The 16,873-nt window shown below is 75.9% G+C and carries 15 protein-coding genes; 7 read left to right on the forward strand and 8 right to left on the reverse strand.

Annotated elements, in window-relative coordinates; translation table 11 throughout:
• Window positions 1–20: 20 nt before the first annotated feature.
• Both ACP7CD_RS14040 and ACP7CD_RS14045 read left to right on the forward strand, forming a co-directional pair.
• On the forward strand, window positions 21–887 hold the full coding sequence (locus tag ACP7CD_RS14040; protein WP_426120456.1) for a UbiA family prenyltransferase: 867 nt from the start codon (window positions 21–23) through the stop codon (window positions 885–887).
• Entirely contained in the window at window positions 884–2,317 is a 1,434-nt protein-coding gene (locus ACP7CD_RS14045) for a phytoene desaturase family protein (protein WP_109243072.1), read from the forward strand. The genes ACP7CD_RS14040 and ACP7CD_RS14045 overlap by 4 nt, the downstream gene beginning before the upstream one ends.
• Before the next feature lie 44 nt (window positions 2,318–2,361).
• Here the strand turns inward: ACP7CD_RS14045 and ACP7CD_RS14050 are convergent, their stop codons facing one another.
• The 5 genes from ACP7CD_RS14050 to ACP7CD_RS14070 form a co-directional block, all read right to left on the reverse strand.
• A complete protein-coding gene (locus tag ACP7CD_RS14050) occupies window positions 2,362–3,543 on the reverse strand; it encodes a prenyltransferase (RefSeq protein WP_017834832.1) in 1,182 nt (393 codons plus the stop codon).
• Window positions 3,540–3,896, reverse strand: coding sequence for a lycopene cyclase domain-containing protein (locus tag ACP7CD_RS14055; protein ID WP_017834831.1), 357 nt, complete (start codon window positions 3,894–3,896; stop codon window positions 3,540–3,542). Before ACP7CD_RS14055 ends, ACP7CD_RS14050 begins: the two co-directional genes overlap by 4 nt.
• Window positions 3,893–6,379, reverse strand: coding sequence for a phytoene desaturase family protein (crtI, locus tag ACP7CD_RS14060; RefSeq protein ID WP_426120457.1), 2,487 nt, complete (start codon window positions 6,377–6,379; stop codon window positions 3,893–3,895). Before crtI ends, ACP7CD_RS14055 begins: the two co-directional genes overlap by 4 nt.
• Window positions 6,376–7,398, reverse strand: coding sequence for a polyprenyl synthetase family protein (locus ACP7CD_RS14065; RefSeq protein WP_031283749.1), 1,023 nt, complete (start codon window positions 7,396–7,398; stop codon window positions 6,376–6,378). Before ACP7CD_RS14065 ends, crtI begins: the two co-directional genes overlap by 4 nt.
• Before the next feature lie 143 nt (window positions 7,399–7,541).
• Window positions 7,542–8,147, reverse strand: a complete 606-nt coding sequence (locus ACP7CD_RS14070; protein ID WP_035923226.1) for a MarR family winged helix-turn-helix transcriptional regulator — start codon at window positions 8,145–8,147, stop codon at window positions 7,542–7,544.
• A gap of 38 nt (window positions 8,148–8,185) precedes the next feature.
• Here ACP7CD_RS14070 and ACP7CD_RS14075 point away from each other — a divergent pair, with 38 nt between their 5' ends.
• Genes ACP7CD_RS14075 through ACP7CD_RS14085 form a run of 3 tightly spaced genes read left to right on the forward strand, consistent with a single transcriptional unit; the run spans window position 8,186 to window position 10,191 of the window.
• Window positions 8,186–8,989: a glycosyltransferase family A protein gene (locus tag ACP7CD_RS14075; RefSeq protein WP_095651197.1), complete on the forward strand. Its 804-nt coding sequence runs from the start codon at window positions 8,186–8,188 to the stop codon at window positions 8,987–8,989.
• Window positions 8,986–9,639, forward strand: a complete 654-nt coding sequence (locus ACP7CD_RS14080; protein WP_272026728.1) for a hypothetical protein — start codon at window positions 8,986–8,988, stop codon at window positions 9,637–9,639. The genes ACP7CD_RS14075 and ACP7CD_RS14080 overlap by 4 nt, the downstream gene beginning before the upstream one ends.
• Before the next feature lie 3 nt (window positions 9,640–9,642).
• Window positions 9,643–10,191: a TspO/MBR family protein gene (locus ACP7CD_RS14085; protein ID WP_115163501.1), complete on the forward strand. Its 549-nt coding sequence runs from the start codon at window positions 9,643–9,645 to the stop codon at window positions 10,189–10,191.
• A gap of 26 nt (window positions 10,192–10,217) precedes the next feature.
• Here ACP7CD_RS14085 and ACP7CD_RS14090 read toward each other — a convergent pair whose 3' ends face one another.
• From ACP7CD_RS14090 to ACP7CD_RS14100, 3 genes are all read right to left on the reverse strand, one after another.
• The gene (locus ACP7CD_RS14090; RefSeq protein WP_426120458.1) at window positions 10,218–12,344 is read right to left on the reverse strand and encodes a S8 family serine peptidase; all 2,127 of its coding nucleotides are present in this window, start codon (window positions 12,342–12,344) and stop codon (window positions 10,218–10,220) included.
• A 234-nt stretch (window positions 12,345–12,578) separates the two neighbouring features.
• On the reverse strand, window positions 12,579–14,234 hold the full coding sequence (locus ACP7CD_RS14095) for a S8 family serine peptidase (protein ID WP_426120459.1): 1,656 nt from the start codon (window positions 14,232–14,234) through the stop codon (window positions 12,579–12,581).
• A 204-nt stretch (window positions 14,235–14,438) separates the two neighbouring features.
• Window positions 14,439–14,861, reverse strand: coding sequence for a DoxX family protein (locus tag ACP7CD_RS14100; protein ID WP_426120460.1), 423 nt, complete (start codon window positions 14,859–14,861; stop codon window positions 14,439–14,441).
• Window positions 14,862–14,987: 126 nt separating this feature from the next.
• On the opposite strand from ACP7CD_RS14100, the gene ACP7CD_RS14105 reads away from it, so the two are divergent.
• Complete coding sequence (locus ACP7CD_RS14105) at window positions 14,988–15,599, forward strand: malonic semialdehyde reductase (protein ID WP_207307521.1); 612 nt, start codon at window positions 14,988–14,990, stop codon at window positions 15,597–15,599.
• Between the two features lie 93 nt (window positions 15,600–15,692).
• Entirely contained in the window at window positions 15,693–16,865 is a 1,173-nt protein-coding gene (locus ACP7CD_RS14110) for a type III polyketide synthase (protein ID WP_133410964.1), read from the forward strand.
• The last annotated feature ends 8 nt before the right edge of the window (window positions 16,866–16,873 follow it).

Below are 16,873 nucleotides of genomic sequence, written 5' to 3' on the forward strand. Positions count from 1 at the left end.
GTCCGAGGAGGTCCGCCGCCGTGCCCCAGGCCGGATTCGCCCCCGCGCTCCAGCGGATCGTGCACATCTCGCGACCGGTGCTCTGGATCAACGCCCTGGGCACCGGCGTGGTGGGCATGTGGCTGGCGGGCTCGCTCTGGCAGTGGGAGGCGCTGCCGCTGCTGCTGTGGCTCACCCTCCCCTTCAACCTGCTGATCTACGGCGTCAACGACGTCTTCGACCAGGACACCGACGCCCTCAACCCCCGCAAGGGCTCGCTCGAGGGAGCCCTCATCCGGTCCGAGGAGGTGCGCACGATCCTGACCGCGGTGCTCGTCACCAATGTGCCGTTCGTCGTCTGGTTCGCCGTGACCCTGCCCCCGGCCGCGCTGGGCTGGATCGCGCTGTACGTCCTGGTCTTCGTGTTCTACTCGGCCCCTCCCCTGCGCTTCAAGGCCCGGGCATACCTCGACTCCCTGAGCAACGCCGCCTACGCGCTGCCGCTGGTCTTCGTCGCCCACGCGCTCGGGGCGGCCCCCGTGTGGCCCGCGGCCCTCGGCCTGATGGCCTGGAGCGTGGCCAAGCACGCGTTCGACGCCGTCCAGGACATCGAGGAGGACCGCACGGTGGCCATCACGACGACGGCGGTCCGGCTGGGCGCGCGCGGGACGGCCCTGTGGAGCGGCGGCTGGTGGGCCGTGTCCACGCTGGGCTTCGCGCTGGTCAGCCTCCCGGTGGCCGCGGTCAACGCGCTCATCGCCGGGTGGCTCGTGGTCTCCCTCCTGCGGGACCCGAGGCCGGGGACCGGGCACCGGTTGTACCGGTACTCGATCGCGTTCCCCTACGTCGCCGGCGCCGTGGCCGGCGTGCAGCTGACGGTGGCGCTGTTCTTCGGGCTGTACCCGTGAGCCGCGTCGTCGTCGTCGGCGGGGGGATCGGGGGGCTGACCTCGGCCGTGCTGCTCGGCCACGCCGGTCACCGCGTCACCCTCCTCGAGGCCGCCGACCACCTCGGCGGCAAGAGCCGCCGGCTCGAGGCCGAGGGGCAGCGCCTGGACACCGGACCGTCCCTCTTCACCTTCCCGGGGGTGTGGGAGGAGCTCCTCCGCCGCCTGGACCGGCTGCGGGACGCCGGCACCGCGGGAGCCGGAGCGCCGAGGGCCGAGGAGACCGCCGGGCTGGAGCTGGAGCGCCTGCCCGCGGTCGGCACGTACTACTACCGCGGCACCCGGTGCGAGCTGCCCGTCCCGCCCGGGCACCCCTGGCACGCGGCCTGGACCCGATTCGAGGCCGAGCACGGCGTGCTCGGCCCGGACATCACCCGGCTGCTGACCACCGACGTGCTGGACCGGGCGGCCTATCCCGCGCTGGGCCGGCTCGGGACGCTGTACGGGCGCCGGCTCACGACCCGCGACTACCTCGACAGCCTCACCTGGATGCCGGAGGGCCTGCGCGAGGTCATCGCCATCCACACTCTCAACGCCGGTGTCGGCCCGGCACGGACCCCGGCCCTGTACGCGAGCATGCCCGCCGTCATGGCGCGCGACGGCGTCTGGATCCCCCGGGGTGGGGTCTACGAGCTCGTCGAGGCGCTCCGGCGCCTCGCCGTGGACGCCGGGGTCGAGCTCCGCACCGGGGAGCCGGTGACCTCCGTCGCCCGCCGGCGCGTCCTGACTGCCCGGGGCGCGTACCCGGCCGACGCCGTCGTCAGCGGGCTCGACGCCCACCGGCTGGACGGGCTGCTCGCCGGGCGCGCGCCCCGGGCCCCGCGCCGGCTCAGCTGCTCGGCGATCGCGGTCTACGCCGTGCTCGACCACGAGCTGCCCGAGGGGACGCCCCGGCACGGGGTGATCATGCCCGACCGGCCCGCCGACCTCTACGCCGACCTGGAGGCCGGGACCGAGCCCGAGCAGACCATGGCCTTCGCCAACCACTATCCGGCGCACGCGGGCCACCCCAACAGCGCGGCCACGCTCGCCCTGCTGCTGACCGCGCCGGCCAACGGGAAGTCCTACACCCTCGAGGACCCGTTCGTCGCGCGCGAGCTCGAGCGCACGGCGCGGGTGCTCGGGCTGCCCGGGCCGATCACGGACCGCTTCCGGAGCGCGGAGATCCTGGACCCCGCGTACTTCGCCGCGCACGGCTCGGCAGGAGGGGCGCTCTACGGCGCCGTGCGTCCCGCGTGGCGCAGCGGCCCGTTCCACGCCCCGGCCCACACGAGTCCGCTGCGGCCGTGGCTGTGGCGGGTGGGCGCATCCGTGCACCCGGGCGGCGGGCTGCCCGCGGTGCTGGGCGGCGCCATGATCTCGACCGACAAGCTGCTGAAGCGCCTCGGGTAGGGCCGGAGCCCCCGGCAGGTCCCCGCCCCGGGCCGGGCGGCCGATCAGCGGGCGAGCTCCCACGCCCAGAGCAGCAGCAGCGTCGCGAGGAACCCGGTGAGGTAGTTCAGCCACAGGAACCGCCGCCAGCCCCGGTTGGCGCGCTCGCAGCCGGCGTCCGTGATGGTCAGGAACGGCACGAGGTTGGCGAGATAGGGCAGCACCAGGAGGGACCCGACCGGCCCGGGCCAGGGGGCGAGCAGCAGGAGCACCCCGGCGGCGAGGTAGAGGGCCGCGGCGGCCCACACCGTGGGGCGGGCGCCCAGGACGGTGGCGATCGAGCGCAGCCCGCCCTCCCGGTCCGCCTGGACATCCTGCACGGCCCCGAACGCCTGCGAGGCCATCGACCACAGGAAGAACCCGGCGCACAGGGCCACGAGTCCCCCCGACCAGGCCGCGCCGGCGAGCACGAGGCCGTAGACCGCCGGGGACACGAAGTGGGTGGCGGAGGTCGCCGAGTCCAGGAACGGGACCTCCTTGAAGCGCAGCCCCTTCAGGCTGTAGGCCGCCACCGCGAACAGGCTGATCCCGAGCACCCCCGCCGCGGCGGCCCCGCCCGCCAGGAACAGGTACGCCAGGAACGGCAGCGCCGTCAGCACCGAGCCCACGAGGACCGACCGGTGCTCGGAGCGGTCCACGAGCGCGCCCTCGACACCGCCCTTGCGGGGGTTGCGGAGGTCGGACTCGTAGTCGAAGACGTCGTTGATCCCGTACATCAGGAGGTTGTACGGGAAGAGGAAGAACAGCGTCCCCACCACCAGGGGCAGGTCCACCCGGCCCGTGGTCAGGACATAGGCCGCCGCGAAGGGGTAGGCGGTGTTGACCCAGGAGACCGGCCGGGAGGTGGCCACCAGGGTGCGCACGGTGGCGGTGAGCCGGCCGCGCTCGGCCAGCCCCCACCACAGCGAGGGCAGCAGCAGCAGCGCGGCGAGCGGGTACGCGAAGTCCTCGACCGGCACGAGGCCGATCCGCAGCTCCGTGATGTGCCCGGCCCCGTAGTCGAAGAACCCGGCGGCGATCATGAGGTTGTCGAACACGACCGTCAGCAGCGCGAGCACGGCGAAGGAGATCCCGAGCACGGCCAGGGCCCGGCGCCGCGGCGGCGCCGGGGAGGGCCGGCGGACCAGCAGGGTGGCCGGGGTCAGGGCGAGCGCGAGGAAGACGGGGATCACGAGGGCGTAGGTCACGGGGCGTCCGCTCCTCCGCGGGCCGGACCGGCCGCCGCGGAGCGGCGCGCCAGCGCCTTCTCCGTGAGCCGGACGAGGTTCATCGTCAGGTAGCAGAGGAACACGAGGAACACGACCTCCTCGACGGGGATCTGCGGGGCGACCATCCAGCCGGTCGCCCACGCGCTGCGGCTGTGCAGGAAGATCCCGAGGCTGATCCCGGCGACGTCCCAGGCGAGGAAGAACACCAGGCCAGCGAGCAGCACGAGGGCCGCCCGGCGGGGGTCCTGGGCGAAGAACAGCCGCTCCCGCACGTCGAGGAGCACCATCCCGGCCAGGCTGAGGAGCAGGAAGCCGAGGTACACGAAGCTCATCCGCGCGACACCAGGGGTTCTGCCAGCGGTCCGGTGGAGGTGTCCCCGCGCAGGTCCTTGAGCAGGATCTCCGCGCTGATCAGGCACATCGGCAGGCCGATGCCGGGGATCGTCGAGGCCCCGCAGTAGTGCAGGCCGGCGACCTTCCGGCTGCGGTTGGCGCCCCGGAAGAACGCGGACTGCTTGAGCACGTGGGCGGGACCGAGCACGTTGCCGCGCCAGGAGTTGAAGTCCCGCCGGAAGTCCTCGGGGCCCACGGTGTGGCGCACCACCACGCGCTCCCGCAGGTCCGGCACACCGGCCCACGCCGCGACCTGGTCGATCACCCGGTCCGCGACGGCCTCGACCCGCGGGGAGCCGGTGCCGTCCGGTCCGCCCGCGCCCAGCGCGGGGTCGGCGGGGACCGGGATCAGCACGAAGAGGTTCTCGTGCCCGTCCGGGGCCACGCCGGGGTCGGTCGCCGAGGGCTTGCAGACGTAGACGGACGCGGGGTCCGGGACGCTCGTGGGCTCCTCGAAGATCGCCCGGAAGTTCGTGTCCCAGTCCTCGCTGAAGAACAGGCTGTGGTGCGGGAGCTCGGGCAGCTCTCCGCGGACCCCGAGCATCACGAGCACCGCGCCGGGGCCGGTCTGGCGCCGGTCCCAGTACCGCTGCGGGTAGCTCTGCAGCTCGCGCGGGAGCAGCGCGGTCTCGGTGTGGTGCAGGTCCGCGGCCGAGACGACGACGTCCGCCGCCAGCTCGTGCTCCGCCCCGTCCGCGTCCCGCCACACGACGCCGGTGGCCCCGACGGGGCCCTCGGCGGCCGGGGAGGTGCTGATCCGCACCACGTCCGCGCCCGTCCGGATCCGTGCCCCGTGGGCGACGGCGAGCCGCTCGACGGCCTCGACGACCCGGCGGAACCCGCCCTGCGGGTACTGGACGGAGTCCGTGAGGTCCATGTGGCTCATGAGGTGGTAGAGCGACGGCGTCATCCGGGGCGCGCTGGCCAGGAAGACGGCGGGGTAGCCGAGCACCTGCCGCAGCCGCGTGTCCTGCACGGTGCCGGCGGCGAAGTCGTGCAGCGAGCCGGTGAGGTGCCGGGCGAGCTCGGGCAGGCCCCGCACGACCGGCCGGGTGAGCAGCGGCGTGAACGAGGCGTAGGAGGTGTAGAGGAAGTGGTCGACGGCCAGCTGGTAGGTCCGCTTCGCGGAGGCCAGGTACGCCCGGATCCGCTCGCCCGCCCCGGGCTCCACGGACTCGAACAGCGCCACGGTGTCCTCGAGGTCCGAGCGGATGTCGATGGGCTGCTCGTAGCGCTCGCCCCAGACCCGGTAGGCGGGGTCCAGGCGGAGCAGCTCGAGCTCCTGGGCGGCGCTGGAGCCCATGAGCCGGAAGAAGTGGTCGAAGACCTCCGGCATGAGGTACCAGGAGGGCCCGGTGTCGAAGCGGAAGCCGTCCCGCTCGAGCCGTCCGGCGCGCCCGCCCGTCGTGCTCCCGCGCTCCAGGACGGTCACGTCCCACCCGTCCTTCGCGAGCAGGCCCGCGGCGGCGAGCCCGGCGATTCCGGCCCCCACCACCACGGCGTGCCGCCCCCGGGGCCCGGTGGGGCGGCGGCGGGTGTGCGCCCTGACCACGGCGGCCGCGGCGAGCGCGGCCTTGCGGGGGTTCGGCACGCGGATGCGGGAGCTCAGCAGCTCCCGGGCAGGGGTGGCGCGGATCCGCACGGACAGCTCCCGGAACAGGTCGTGGGCGGCGAGGACGGCGGCGCGGGAGGACCCCGGCAGGTCGTCGATGACCGCGCGGGCGGCCGCGAGGTCGGCGTCGATGTCGTCGAGGAGGCGGTTCTTCTCGGTCTCGGAGAACTCCCCCGGCTCCACGCCGGGGAAGTACACGCGGCCGAGCTCCCCGTAGTCCTCGGCCAGGTCGCGCAGGAAGTTGACCTTCTGGAACGCCGCGCCCAGGCGGCGGGCCCCCGCCACGAGCTGCGCGCGGCGCCGCTCGGGCACGGTGCGGCCGGCCAGGAAGACCTGCAGGCACATCAGCCCCACGACCTCGGCCGAGCCGTACACGTACTCGTCGAGGGAGTCGGCGCTGTGCCGGTCCTCGCTGAGGTCGGCGCGCATAGACGCGAAGAACGGGCGCACGAGGTCGGGGCCGATCCCCGCGTGGCGCGCGGTGCGGGCGAAGGCGTGCACCACGAGGTTGCTGCTGAAGCCGCGCTCGATCGCCCCGTACGTCTCGTCCTCGAGGCCGTCCAGCAGCTCCCGCGAGCCCCGGGGCGGGACGCCGGCGCCGGCGCTGGCGCCGTCGACGATCTCGTCGGCGATCCGCACCAGGGCGTAGACGGCGTAGACGTGCGGGCGGATCTCCGGGCCCAGCAGCCGGCAGGCGAGGCCGAAGGACGTGGAGTAGCGGCGGATGACGGTCGCGGCGGCCTGCTGGGCGGTGGCGTCGTACCGGGCGGCGGCCTCGGCCGGTGACCCGGTGTGCTGGGCGGCGGTCACCGGATGCGCTCCGTGGCCCCGGCCACGATGCGGCGCAGGTCCTCCTCGAGGGCGGGGGGCAGCCCCGCGGCGTCGAGCAGGGCACGGGCCTCGGCCGCGCACCCGGCGACCATGTCCTCGACCTCCTGCCGCGCCCCGCACTGCTCGAGCAGGTCGCGGGCGCGCAGGGCGTGCTCGCTGCTGATCTCGTGGCGGCCCAGGATCGCGTCGAGCTCCTCACCGGCGGGCGTGCGCTGGGCGGCGGCCACGAGCATGGTCCGCTTGCCCTCCCGCAGGTCGCTGACCGCGGACTTGCCCGTGGCCTCCGGGTCGCCGAAGACGCCGAGCAGGTCGTCCACGAGCTGGTAGGCGGTGCCCACGGTCCGGCCGAGGCGCCCGAGCACCTCCACGTCCCGGTCGGGGGCCCCGCCGAGCACTCCCCCGGCCTGCAGGGGGGTCTCGAAGGAGTAGACCGCGGTCTTCAGGCACGTGGCCGCGAGGATCTGCTCGCGGCCGGGACGGGCCCCGGGCAGGGTGTGGTCGACGTCGAGCAGCTCGCCCGCGGCCGAGGAGAACAGGGCGGCGTCGAGCAGGTCGAGGACCCGGGGCAGCCGCTCGGGCGAGAGCCCGGAGCGGGCCACGAGCCGGTACGCGCCGGCCAGGGCGAGGTCCCCGGCGATGACGCCCACGCTCGCGCCGTACTGGCGCGCCTGGTCCGGCCCCGAGCCGGACGCGAACGCCCGGGAGGCCGCGGCGGCGTTGATGGTGGGCTGGTGCCGGCGCAGCTCGTCCTGGTCGATGACGTCGTCGTGCACGATGAGGGCGGTGTGCAGCAGCTCGAACGCCGCCCCGACGGACTCGACCACGGGGTCCGGCTCGGGCGCGGGATAGGCGCCGGCCGTGAGCCGCACGAGGTGCGGACGGATCTGCTTGCCGCCGGAGCTGAGCCGGGCGACCTCGCCCCACAGCCGGGCGAAGCCGGGGTCCACGGCCTCGGCGCGGCCGGTGGCCTCGGCGAGGAACTCCTCCAGGACGGGCACCCGGGCAGGCTCTCGCCCCCCGCCGTGCCCGGTCCGCGTCCCGGTGCCCGGACGAGCGCTCGAGAAGGCCGATTCGCGCGAGAAGACCGTCACCATTCCCCCATTCCACCACAGTCCTTCGAAAATCGAATCAATTGTCCGTGTCACGCCGTGCGCGGAGCCGCCCCGGAACCCTCCGGAGCCGCCGCGGGCGGGGTCCCCCCGGTCGCCGCCCCGTCCTCGGGCGCGCCCTCCCCCGCCCGGTGGCCGGCCCGGCGGACCGCCTCGGTGAGCTCGGGCAGGCGCCGCCGCAGGACGTCGATCTCCTCGTCGGTGCAGTCGTCGAGCACCGCCAGGACCTCCTCGCCCATGGCCGAGAACATCTGGCGGCCGGAGCGGTAGGCGTGCTCGGTGGCCTGCAGGCTGACCTCCCGCCGGTCGCGGGGGTCGACCGCGCGCACCAGGTGCCCCGCGGCGACCAGGCGCTTGATCACCGTGGTGGTCGCCGAGCCGCTGAGCACGAGCCGGCGGGCGATGTCCCCGGCGCGGATCGGGCGGCCGGCGCGGTTGGCCTGCATGACCTCGTTGAGGGCGTGGACGTCCTTGTGCGCCAGCCCGAAGCGGCGGCGGACCTGGTCCGCGTACCGCTCGGCCTCGGTGCTGAACTGCTGCAGCAGGAAGAGCACGTCGAATCCGCGCCGCCCCCGGTGCGCGCTGCCGCCCGGCGCCGCGGCGCCGGACGTGCTGATCGTGCCCTCGTCGGACTGCATGTGCCGATTCTAGGGCGCGGGCGCGAGAGAATGGGGCCATGACGGAGAGCAGAGACCCCGCCGGACCGGACCTCCCGCCCCCGGGGGCGCCCGGTGCCCCCACGGTGTCCGTGGTCGTGCCGGCCCGGGACGACGCCGTGCACCTCGCGCGCTGCCTGCGGCTGCTCGCCGCGCAGACCCGGCCGCCGGACGAGGTCGTGGTGGTGGACAACGCCTCGAGCGACGGCACCGCGGACGTGGCCCGCGCCGCCGGGGCCCGCGTGGTGTACGAGCCCGCGCCGGGCATCCCGCCCGCCGCGGCCGCCGGCTACGACGCCGCCCGGGGGGAGGTGGTGGTGCGCTGCGACGCGGACACCGTCCCCGGCCCGGAGTGGATCGCCGGGCTGCTCGCGGCCCTCGCGTCCCGCCCGGACGTGGTCGCCGTGGCCGGCCCGGGCCGCTTCCACGGCCTGCCGCCCGGCCTCGACCGGCTGCTCTCCGCCCTCTACATCGGCCTGTACGTGCTCAGCACGGCCGCCGCGCTGGCCCACCCTCCCCTGTTCGGCACCAACATGGCGATGCGCCGCTCCTGGTGGCTCGAGGTCCGGGACGGCGTCCACCGGCACGACCCGGAGCTGCACGACGACTTCGACCTCAGCTTCCGGCTGGACCCGGCGCACCGGATCCTCTTCCGGCCCGGCCTGTCCGTGGGCATGTCCCCGCGGGCGCTGCGGGGCGGGCGCCCCGCCGTCCGCCGGCTGGCGCGCGCCTTCCGGACGATCCGGCTCAACTGGGCCGATGAGCGCCCGTGGGAGCGGTGGCAGGCGCGCCTGGGGCACCGGCTGCCGGGGGGCCGCGCATGAGCCGGCTCGCCCTGGCGGTGCGGTGGCTCGGCCCGCTCTCCGTGCTGCTCACCGCCCTGTTCTTCGACGCCGTGGGCGCCTCCGTGATGATGCTCGTGTGCCTGGCCATCACCATCACGTGGCGGGCCCGGCTGCCCGCGGCCCTGGAGATCACCACGGACCTGACGCTGCTGGTCGCGGCCTGGAGCTCCGTGTTCCTGCTCTACGAGAGGTACGACCACTGGGACCTGGTCGTCCACTTCGCGGCCACCGCGGTGCTGGCCGAGCTGACGTTCCGCGCCCTCGAGCGCTGGTCCCGGCTCTCGTCCCCCGGCCCGGTCTCCCACGTGGTCCTGGTCAGCTCCCTGGGCGCGGCACTGGCCCTCGTGTGGGAGTACCTCGAGTTCGCCGGCTACTACCTCGTGGACCCCCAGGTGAACGTGGGCTACCTGGACACCATGGGCGACATGGCCGCCGGCCACGCCGGGGCGGTGGTCGCCGGGATCCTGGGCACCTGGGCCCGGCAGCGGGCGGACGCCTCCGGCGGCACCCGTCCGGACGGCGCCGGCCCACCGGACCGCACCGGCCCACCGGACCGCACCGGCCCCCGGGACGCCGTCGGGAGGCGGCACGCCGCCGAGGACCCGGACACCACCGAGACGAAGGACTGACCCATGTTCTGGACGAACCTGCTCAAGACCAGCGCGCAGACGGGGGCGGCCGCCGCGGCCGGCACCGCGGCCTCCGCCGGGGTGGACAGCCCCTGGTACCGGGACCTGCGGAAGCCGGGGCTGCAGCCGCCGGCCGCCGTGTTCCCGGTCGTGTGGACCGTGCTCTACGCGGATCTCGCGGTGACCTCCGCGGCCGTGCTCACCGAGCTGCAGCGGCAGACCCGCCCGGGCGCGCGCCGGCGCGGCCCGCGGGTGCGGACGATCCGGCGCCCGGGGTGCGCCCCGTCCGAGGCAGCACGGCGCGAGCGCGGCTACCGCCGGGCGCTCGCGCTGAACCTCGCCCTCAACGCGGGGTGGAGCTGGGTCTTCTTCACGAAGCACGACACCGGCCTGGCCACCGTCACGGCCGCGGCGCTGACCGTCAGCACCGCCGATCTCGCGCGCCGGGCGGCGCAGGCACGGCCCCTGCACGGCGCCGCCCTGCTCCCCTACGCCGGCTGGTGCGGCTTCGCCACGGTCCTGAGCGCCCGCATCCACCAGCTCAACTCCTGAAGCGGGTCCGGGCGGCCCGGGCCCGCTCAGCGGGCGGAGACCGTGATCGCGCCGTGGCGGTAGCCGATCGATCCGCCCTGGAAGCGCTGGACGACCGTGTCCCCGGAGCGCTGCTCCGGGGTCACCGGGTAGCCCAGGCGGCCGTGCTCGCCCCGGAGGTCGGCGTGGGCCCGGCCGATCGCCCCGCGCACGGGCTGCGCGCCGGTCGCGGGCGACCACAGGATCCTGCCCCGCTCGAAGGACTGGTGCGCCCCGCCGGCCGGGCCGCGGTGCTCACCGCCCAGCGGGTGCCCCAGCAGACCCGTCTCCGCGCCGAGGGCCGCCCAGCGCGCGCCGACGGCGCCGTGCACGGGGGCCGCACCGGTCCCGGCGCTCCAGACGACCGTGCCCCGCTGGAACTGCTGGTGGACGCCGCCGGCGCCGTTGCCGCGCTCCCCGGTCCGGGGATAGCCGAGGAGGCCGTTCACGCCGCCGGCGCGGTTCCAGGCGCCGCGCACACCGCCGTGCACCCACCGGGCGCCCGAGTCCGCGCTCCAGTAGACGGCCCCGCGCTCGAACTCCTGGTAGCAGCCGTCCTGGGCGAGGCCGCACCGTTCGTGCGAGCGCGGCGCCCCGGTGGAGGCGCCGATCCGGGCGTGGAGGGCGCCGATGGCGCCCTGGGTGCGGTAGCCCTCCTGGAGCGTGGCCCGGGCGACGGCGGCCCTGGGGTGCACGAGCCCGGCGCCGCAGCCGCCCGGGCAGGACCCGGGCAGGGGCCGGGCCGTGGCGACCAGGACCTCCTTGACCTGGGCCGGGGAGAGGGACGGGTCCGTCTCGCGGACCAGCGCCACGACCCCCGCGACCGTGGGGCTGGCCATCGAGGTGCCGTACTTGTAGGAGTAGGTGCCGCCGCCGGGCCGGGCGCTCCCGGTGTCGGCGGTGGACAGGATCTGCCGGGCGGGGTCCCCGCCCGGGGCGGCCAGCGTGACCCGGCCCCAGTTGGAGTACCCGGCGCGGGCGCCCCGGGCGGTGCTGGCGGCCACGGTGATCACCCCCCGGCAGTTGGCCGGGGACTCCATCCTGGCGTCGCGGTCGTGGTTGCCCGCCGCCACGACCACGCTCGCCCCGCGGGACAGGGCCCGGTCGATCCCGTCCTGCAGGGCGGCCGGGCACGTGCTGGAGAGGAAGCCCAGGCTGAGGTTCACCACGGTCGCCGGGTGGGGGTTCGCCGGGACGGCGTCGACGTCCTCGCCGGCGGCCCAGGCGATGGCCACGGCGATGTCGGACACGTACCCGTCCCCGCAGGCCCCGAGGGCGCGCACCGGCAGGAGCGTCGCGCCGTGGGCGACACCGGCCACACCGGTGCCGTTGTTGCCCCGCGCCGCCGCGATGCCCGCCGTGTGCGTGCCGTGCCAGGAGGAGGAGCGGGCGGCGGAGCCGGATCCGCACTCGCCGGGACCGGCGTGGTCCCCCTCGTCCTGCGGGTCAGGGTCCCAGCCGTCCCCGTCGCGGGAGTGGCCCGGCTGCACGCCCCCGGCGTGCAGGGAGACGAAGTCGTGGCCCGGTGCCACGTTGGCGTCCAGGTCGGGGTGGGACGTGATCCCGGTGTCCACGACCGCGATGGTCTGGCCCCTGCCGGTCGCCCGGTCCCAGGCGCTGGGCAGGTCGAGGCCTGCCGCGGCGGGCTGGAGGTTCCACTGCGACGTCGCGTAGTACGGGTCGTCGGGCACCGCGGCGATGCTCGCGAGATGGTCCGGCTCGGCGTACTCGACGGCCGGGTCCTCCTCGAGGGCGCCGGTCAGGGTCTCGAGCTGTTCCGCGTCGAGGAGCCCGTCCGCCGCCACGACCCGGGCCGAGTCCACGGTCCGGCTGATCTCGTCCAGCAGGGGCGCCGCCGCCGGCTCGCCCGCCGCCGCGCCCCCGGGCGCGATCCGTTCCGCGGCCTCCGCGTAGACGCGCTCGCGGGCCAGCGGGGCGGGTTCCGCGCCGTCCTTGAACTTCACGATCACCCGGTCGGTCGCGCCGGGGCTCCCGGCCCCCTCCGCAGCGGGCGCGGGCGCCGGTGCGGCGGGCATGGTGGTCCCGACCGGGGGCCGGGCCGTGGCGGGGGCCGCGGCGCCGGCCAGGATCAGGACCAGGGCGGCCGTCAGGGCGCGGCCGTGGAAGGACGTCATGGACTCTCCAGCCGGTGGGGGTGCAGCGCGCAGCGGGGGAGCTGCGGCGCGCCGACCACGGGAAGGGGAGCCGGCGCCGCTGCGCTCAGCGTACGGAGCGTTTGCTCGTGTTACCGAATGGGAAGATCCATGCTTTTCGCTGGACTTTGAGGTCGTTCCGGAGGAACGGCCCGGGGACGACGACGGCGCCGCCCACCCCGAGCGGGTGGACGGCGCCGGCGGGCGGGGCGAGGGTCAGCCGGCGGCGGGGATCGCCCACCACTGGGCCGGGAGGACCTGCTGCCAGCGGGCCCCGAGGCCGGCGTTCCAGACGATCCAGCCGTTGGCGAACTCCTGGAAGCAGGGCGTGCCGCCCAGGGCGCACAGCTCCCGGGAGCGGGCCTCGCCGGTGGTCGCGCCGATCTTCCGGTGCAGCGCCCCGATGCCGCCCGCGGTGCTGAAGGGCTCGCCGCCCTGCACCGCGACCAGCGCGGAGACCGGGTCGACGATGCCGGCGCCGCAGCCGGGCGCGCACCCGCCGGGGGCCTGCCGGGCCGTCGAGGTCAGGGCGTCCTGGAGACCCGCCACGCCCAGCCCCGGGGCGAGCTCCCGGAGCAGCGCCACGGTGCCGGCGACCGCCGGGGCCGCCATGGACGTTCCGTTGCGCTCCGTGTACGTGGGTGCGCCGAGGCCCTGCGCCCCGGCGTTGCCGGTCGAGAGGATCTGCGCGTAGGGGTCCCCGCCCGGGGCCGCGACCGTGACCGAGCCGAAGTTGGAGTAGGGGGCCAGCGCGCCCGAGACGTCCGTCGCGGCGACCGAGATCACGCCGGCGCAGTTGGCCGGCGCGGACTGCGCGGCGTCCACGGCCTGGTTGCCCGCGGCCACGACCACGGGGATCCCGCGGTTCACGGCCTCGCTGATCGCGGACTGCAGCACCGCCGGGCACTCCCCCGGCACGCCGAGGCTGAGGTTGATGACCGTCGCGGGGTTCGGGTTGGCGGCGGCGCCCGCCACCGGGGCGCCGGCGGCCCACAGGACGCCGGCGGCGACGTCGGTGATGTACCCCTGGCTGCAGGCGCCCACGGCGCGCACGGGCAGGATCCTCGCGTCCGGGGCCACCCCCGCGACGCCCAGTCCGTTGTTCGCGTCGGCCGCGGCGATGCCGGCCGTGTGGGTGCCGTGCCAGGTGGAGCTCGGGGGCATGGGGCTGTTGGGGCACAGCACGGCGTCGGGGTAGTCGCCCATGTCCGTCGGGTCGGCGTCCCACCCGTCGCCGTCCCGGCCGTTCTGGGCCGTGGAGACGAAGTCGTAGCCGGGCAGGACGTTGGCGTCCAGGTCGGGGTGGGCGGTGATGCCGGTGTCCACGACGGCGATGGTCTGCCCGGCGCCGGTGGCCCGGTCCCACGCGAGGGGCATGCCCAGTCCGGCCGGGTCGTCCCACAGGCTCCACTGCAGCGCGGCGTAGGACGGGTCGTTCGGCACGGCGGTGGTGGTCGCCAGGAGGTCCGGCTCCGCGTACTCCACGGCGGGGTCCTGCTCCAGGGCGGTGGTCAGCGCGTCGAGCTCGGCGCCGGCCAGCATCCCGTCGGTCCGCACCACCTGGGCGCCGTCCGCGGTGGCCGTGGTCTCCACGAGCCCGGCGCCCCCGGACCGGCCGGCGGCCTGCGCGTACACGACGTCGCGGGAGTCCTCGGGGGCGGTGCCGTCCCGGAACTTCACGACGACGCGGTCGGTCGCCGCCGCCGTTGCCGAGTCGGCACCGGGAGCGGTTCCGGTGGCCGCCGGGACCGGCTGGACGGCCTGGCCCGCGGTCGCGGCGGCCCCGGGCTCCGCCGCGGCGGAGCCCAGCGGGACGAGGGCGAGGGCGGCCGCGAGCGCGAGGGAAGCGGTGGTGCTGCGGGTGGTGGTCAAGGATTCCTCCGGCCGTCGGGACGGGAGGCGGGATGGTGCGCACGGCCCACCCCCCCGATGGACTGGAGCGAGAGCGATCCCCCTGCGGAAACGGAGCCCCCACTCCTGTGCTCTGCCCAGCGTAGGGACGGTGTGCGTGTGTGACCGAATGCGAACCCCGTGGACCGGGGTCCGGGGGACGCCCCCGGGCCGGGCGGCGGGCCCTCAGCCCGCCCGGGCGATGCGCAGGGCTGTGGCGATCAGGGGGACCTGCAGGGGGAGCCGCACGAGCGTCACGGCCCGCCGGACCGGGGAGCCGCGGCGGGCCCGCCAGGCCATGGTGACGTTGCCCGGCCACACGCCCACGAACAGGGCGGCCGCGGCCCAGCCGCCGGCGCGGCGGGTGCCGGGACGGAGCAGCAGCGCCCCGACGCCGATCTCCGCCGCCCCGGAGCCCAGCGTCCAGGCGCGGGGCGGGCCCGGCAGGGACCGCGGGATCAGCCCGTCGAAGAGCGTGGGCCGGACGAGGTGGAGCACGCCCGTCCCGCACAGGGCCGCGCCCAGGCGGAGGGCGCGTGCCGCCTCGGCGCCGGAGCGGGCCGCGCGGCGGTCCGGTCCGGACAGGAGCTGCGGGAGACGGAGGGGCATGGGGCCAGGGTACCCAGCGGGAGGCGCCGCGACGTGACGGACGGCACACGACGTCCCCGGCATAGACCCGCCCCGCTCTTTGTTGACGTGTACATCAAGATGACCGTGCCTCCGAAAGGACACCCCGTGGCCCCCGAGACCCTGCAGGACCAGCTCACCCTCGACGCCCTCGCCGCCGACCTCCTCTTCCGCGAGGCCCGCACGGCCTCGGAGTTCCTCGACGAGCCCGTGGCCGACGAGCAGCTCCGGGCGGCCTTCGAGCTCGCCAGGATGGGCCCCACGGCCATGAACATCCAGCCGCTGCGCGTGACGTGGATCCGCTCCGCGGAGGCCCGGGAGCGTCTGCTCCCCCACATGGCCGAGGGCAACCGGGCGAAGACCGCCGCGGCGCCCGCCGTCGCGGTGCTCAGCTACGACGTGGACTGGCACGAGCACCTGCCCGTCGTCTTCCCGCCCGCCGCCGGCAACCAGGAGATGTTCGCGGGCAACGAGGAGCTGCGCGCGCAGATGGGCCGGGACAACGCCCACCTGCAGGCCGGGTACTTCGTGCTGGCCGTGCGCGCCGTCGGTCTCGCCGCGGGCCCCATGGGCGGTTTCGACGCTCCCGGGGTGGACGCCGAGTTCCACGCGGGGACGAGCCTGCGCGCGCTGATGGTCGTGAACATCGGCGCCCCCGCCGCCCCGCGCCACGACCGGCTGCCGCGCCTGGACTTCGACGCCGCGACCCGCACTGTCTGAGGCGGCCCCGGGCGGACCCGCCGGCCGCGGGTCCGCCCGGTCCCCGCGCGCCCTCCGTGGCACCTGTCGGCCCGAGGACGGATACTGGACGGGATGACGCCCGCACTCCTGTCCCTCGGCACGGCCCTCCCGCCGCACGTGCTCGAGCAGACCGACGCCCAGGACCTCTACCAGGCCCAGCCCGGCACCGACCGGCTCAACGCCCGGCTGCTGCGCACGGTGTTCGGCGCCTCCGGGGTCCAGCGCCGGCACACGGTGCTGTCCGAGCTGGTCGAGGACGGCGCCCGCGCCGGATCCCCGTACATCACGGAGGACGGCCGGTTCCTGACCCCCCTCACCGGCGTCCGGAACCGGACCTACGTGGAGCAGGCCCCCGCGCTCTTCGCCGAGGCCGCGCGGGACGCCCTCGCCCGCTGCCCCGGGCTCGACCCCGCGACCGTCACCGACGTGGTGACCGTCTCCTGCACCGGCTTCTTCGCCCCGGGCCCCGACTACCAGCTGGTCCGGGACCTCGGCCTCGACCCGGCCGTCCGCCGTGCGCACATCGGCTTCATGGGCTGCCACGGCGGGCTGATCGGGCTGCGCCAGGCCGCGGCCATCGCCACGGCGGACCCGGACGCCGTGGTCCTGCTCGTGGCCGTGGAGCTGTGCACGCTGCACCTGCGCCCGGCCCGGGACCCGGACGCCATCAGGGGGGCCGCGCTCTTCGCCGACGGCGCCGCGGCGGCCGTGGTCAGCGCGCGGACGCCCGAGGGCGTCACCCCGCTGCTCGAGCTCGACCGGTTCCGCACCCTCGTGATCCCGGACGGCGAGGACGCCATGGCCTGGACCATCGGCGACGCCGGGTTCGAGATGATCCTCGGCGCCGCGGTGCCCCAGGTCCTCGAGGACAACATCCACACCGCCCTCGCCGCGCTGCTGGACGGGCCGGAGGGGTCCGTCGACCGGGACCGCATCACCGACTGGGCCCTCCACCCCGGCGGCCGCGGCATCCTCGACAAGCTCGAGGACACCCTGGGGCTGCCGCCCGAGGCGCTGCGGGAGTCCCGCGACGTGCTCGCCACGCGCGGCAACATGAGCAGCGTGACCGTCCTGCACGTCCTGCGCCAGGTGATCGACGCGGCCCCGGCGGACGAGACCCGCACCGTCTGCGCCCTGGCGTTCGGGCCGGGCCTGACCGTAGAGTCGGCGCTGTTCACGATCCCCGCCCGGGCCGCGGCACCGGCCGCGGAGCTCGATCCCGCCGCGGCCGTCCCGATCCGCTAGGAGGTTCC

The sequence above is a fragment of the Kocuria sp. LHG3120 genome (genome assembly GCF_049897445.1).
In the GTDB taxonomy this organism is placed as follows: domain Bacteria; phylum Actinomycetota; class Actinomycetes; order Actinomycetales; family Micrococcaceae; genus Kocuria; species Kocuria rosea.

Bases quoted from the DNA above. Each gene is read 5' to 3' on its own strand.
- ACP7CD_RS14085 (WP_115163501.1), top strand. From the start codon at position 9,643: ATGTTCTGGACGAACCTGCTCAAGACCAGCGCGCAGACGGGGGCGGCC.
- ACP7CD_RS14070 (WP_035923226.1), bottom strand. From the start codon at position 8,147: ATGCAGTCCGACGAGGGCACGATCAGCACGTCCGGCGCCGCGGCGCCG.
- ACP7CD_RS14090 (WP_426120458.1), bottom strand. From the start codon at position 12,344: ATGACGTCCTTCCACGGCCGCGCCCTGACGGCCGCCCTGGTCCTGATC.
- ACP7CD_RS14100 (WP_426120460.1), bottom strand. From the start codon at position 14,861: ATGCCCCTCCGTCTCCCGCAGCTCCTGTCCGGACCGGACCGCCGCGCG.
- ACP7CD_RS14075 (WP_095651197.1), top strand. From the start codon at position 8,186: ATGACGGAGAGCAGAGACCCCGCCGGACCGGACCTCCCGCCCCCGGGG.
- ACP7CD_RS14110 (WP_133410964.1), top strand. From the start codon at position 15,693: ATGACGCCCGCACTCCTGTCCCTCGGCACGGCCCTCCCGCCGCACGTG.
- ACP7CD_RS14055 (WP_017834831.1), bottom strand. From the start codon at position 3,896: ATGAGCTTCGTGTACCTCGGCTTCCTGCTCCTCAGCCTGGCCGGGATG.
- ACP7CD_RS14080 (WP_272026728.1), top strand. From the start codon at position 8,986: ATGAGCCGGCTCGCCCTGGCGGTGCGGTGGCTCGGCCCGCTCTCCGTG.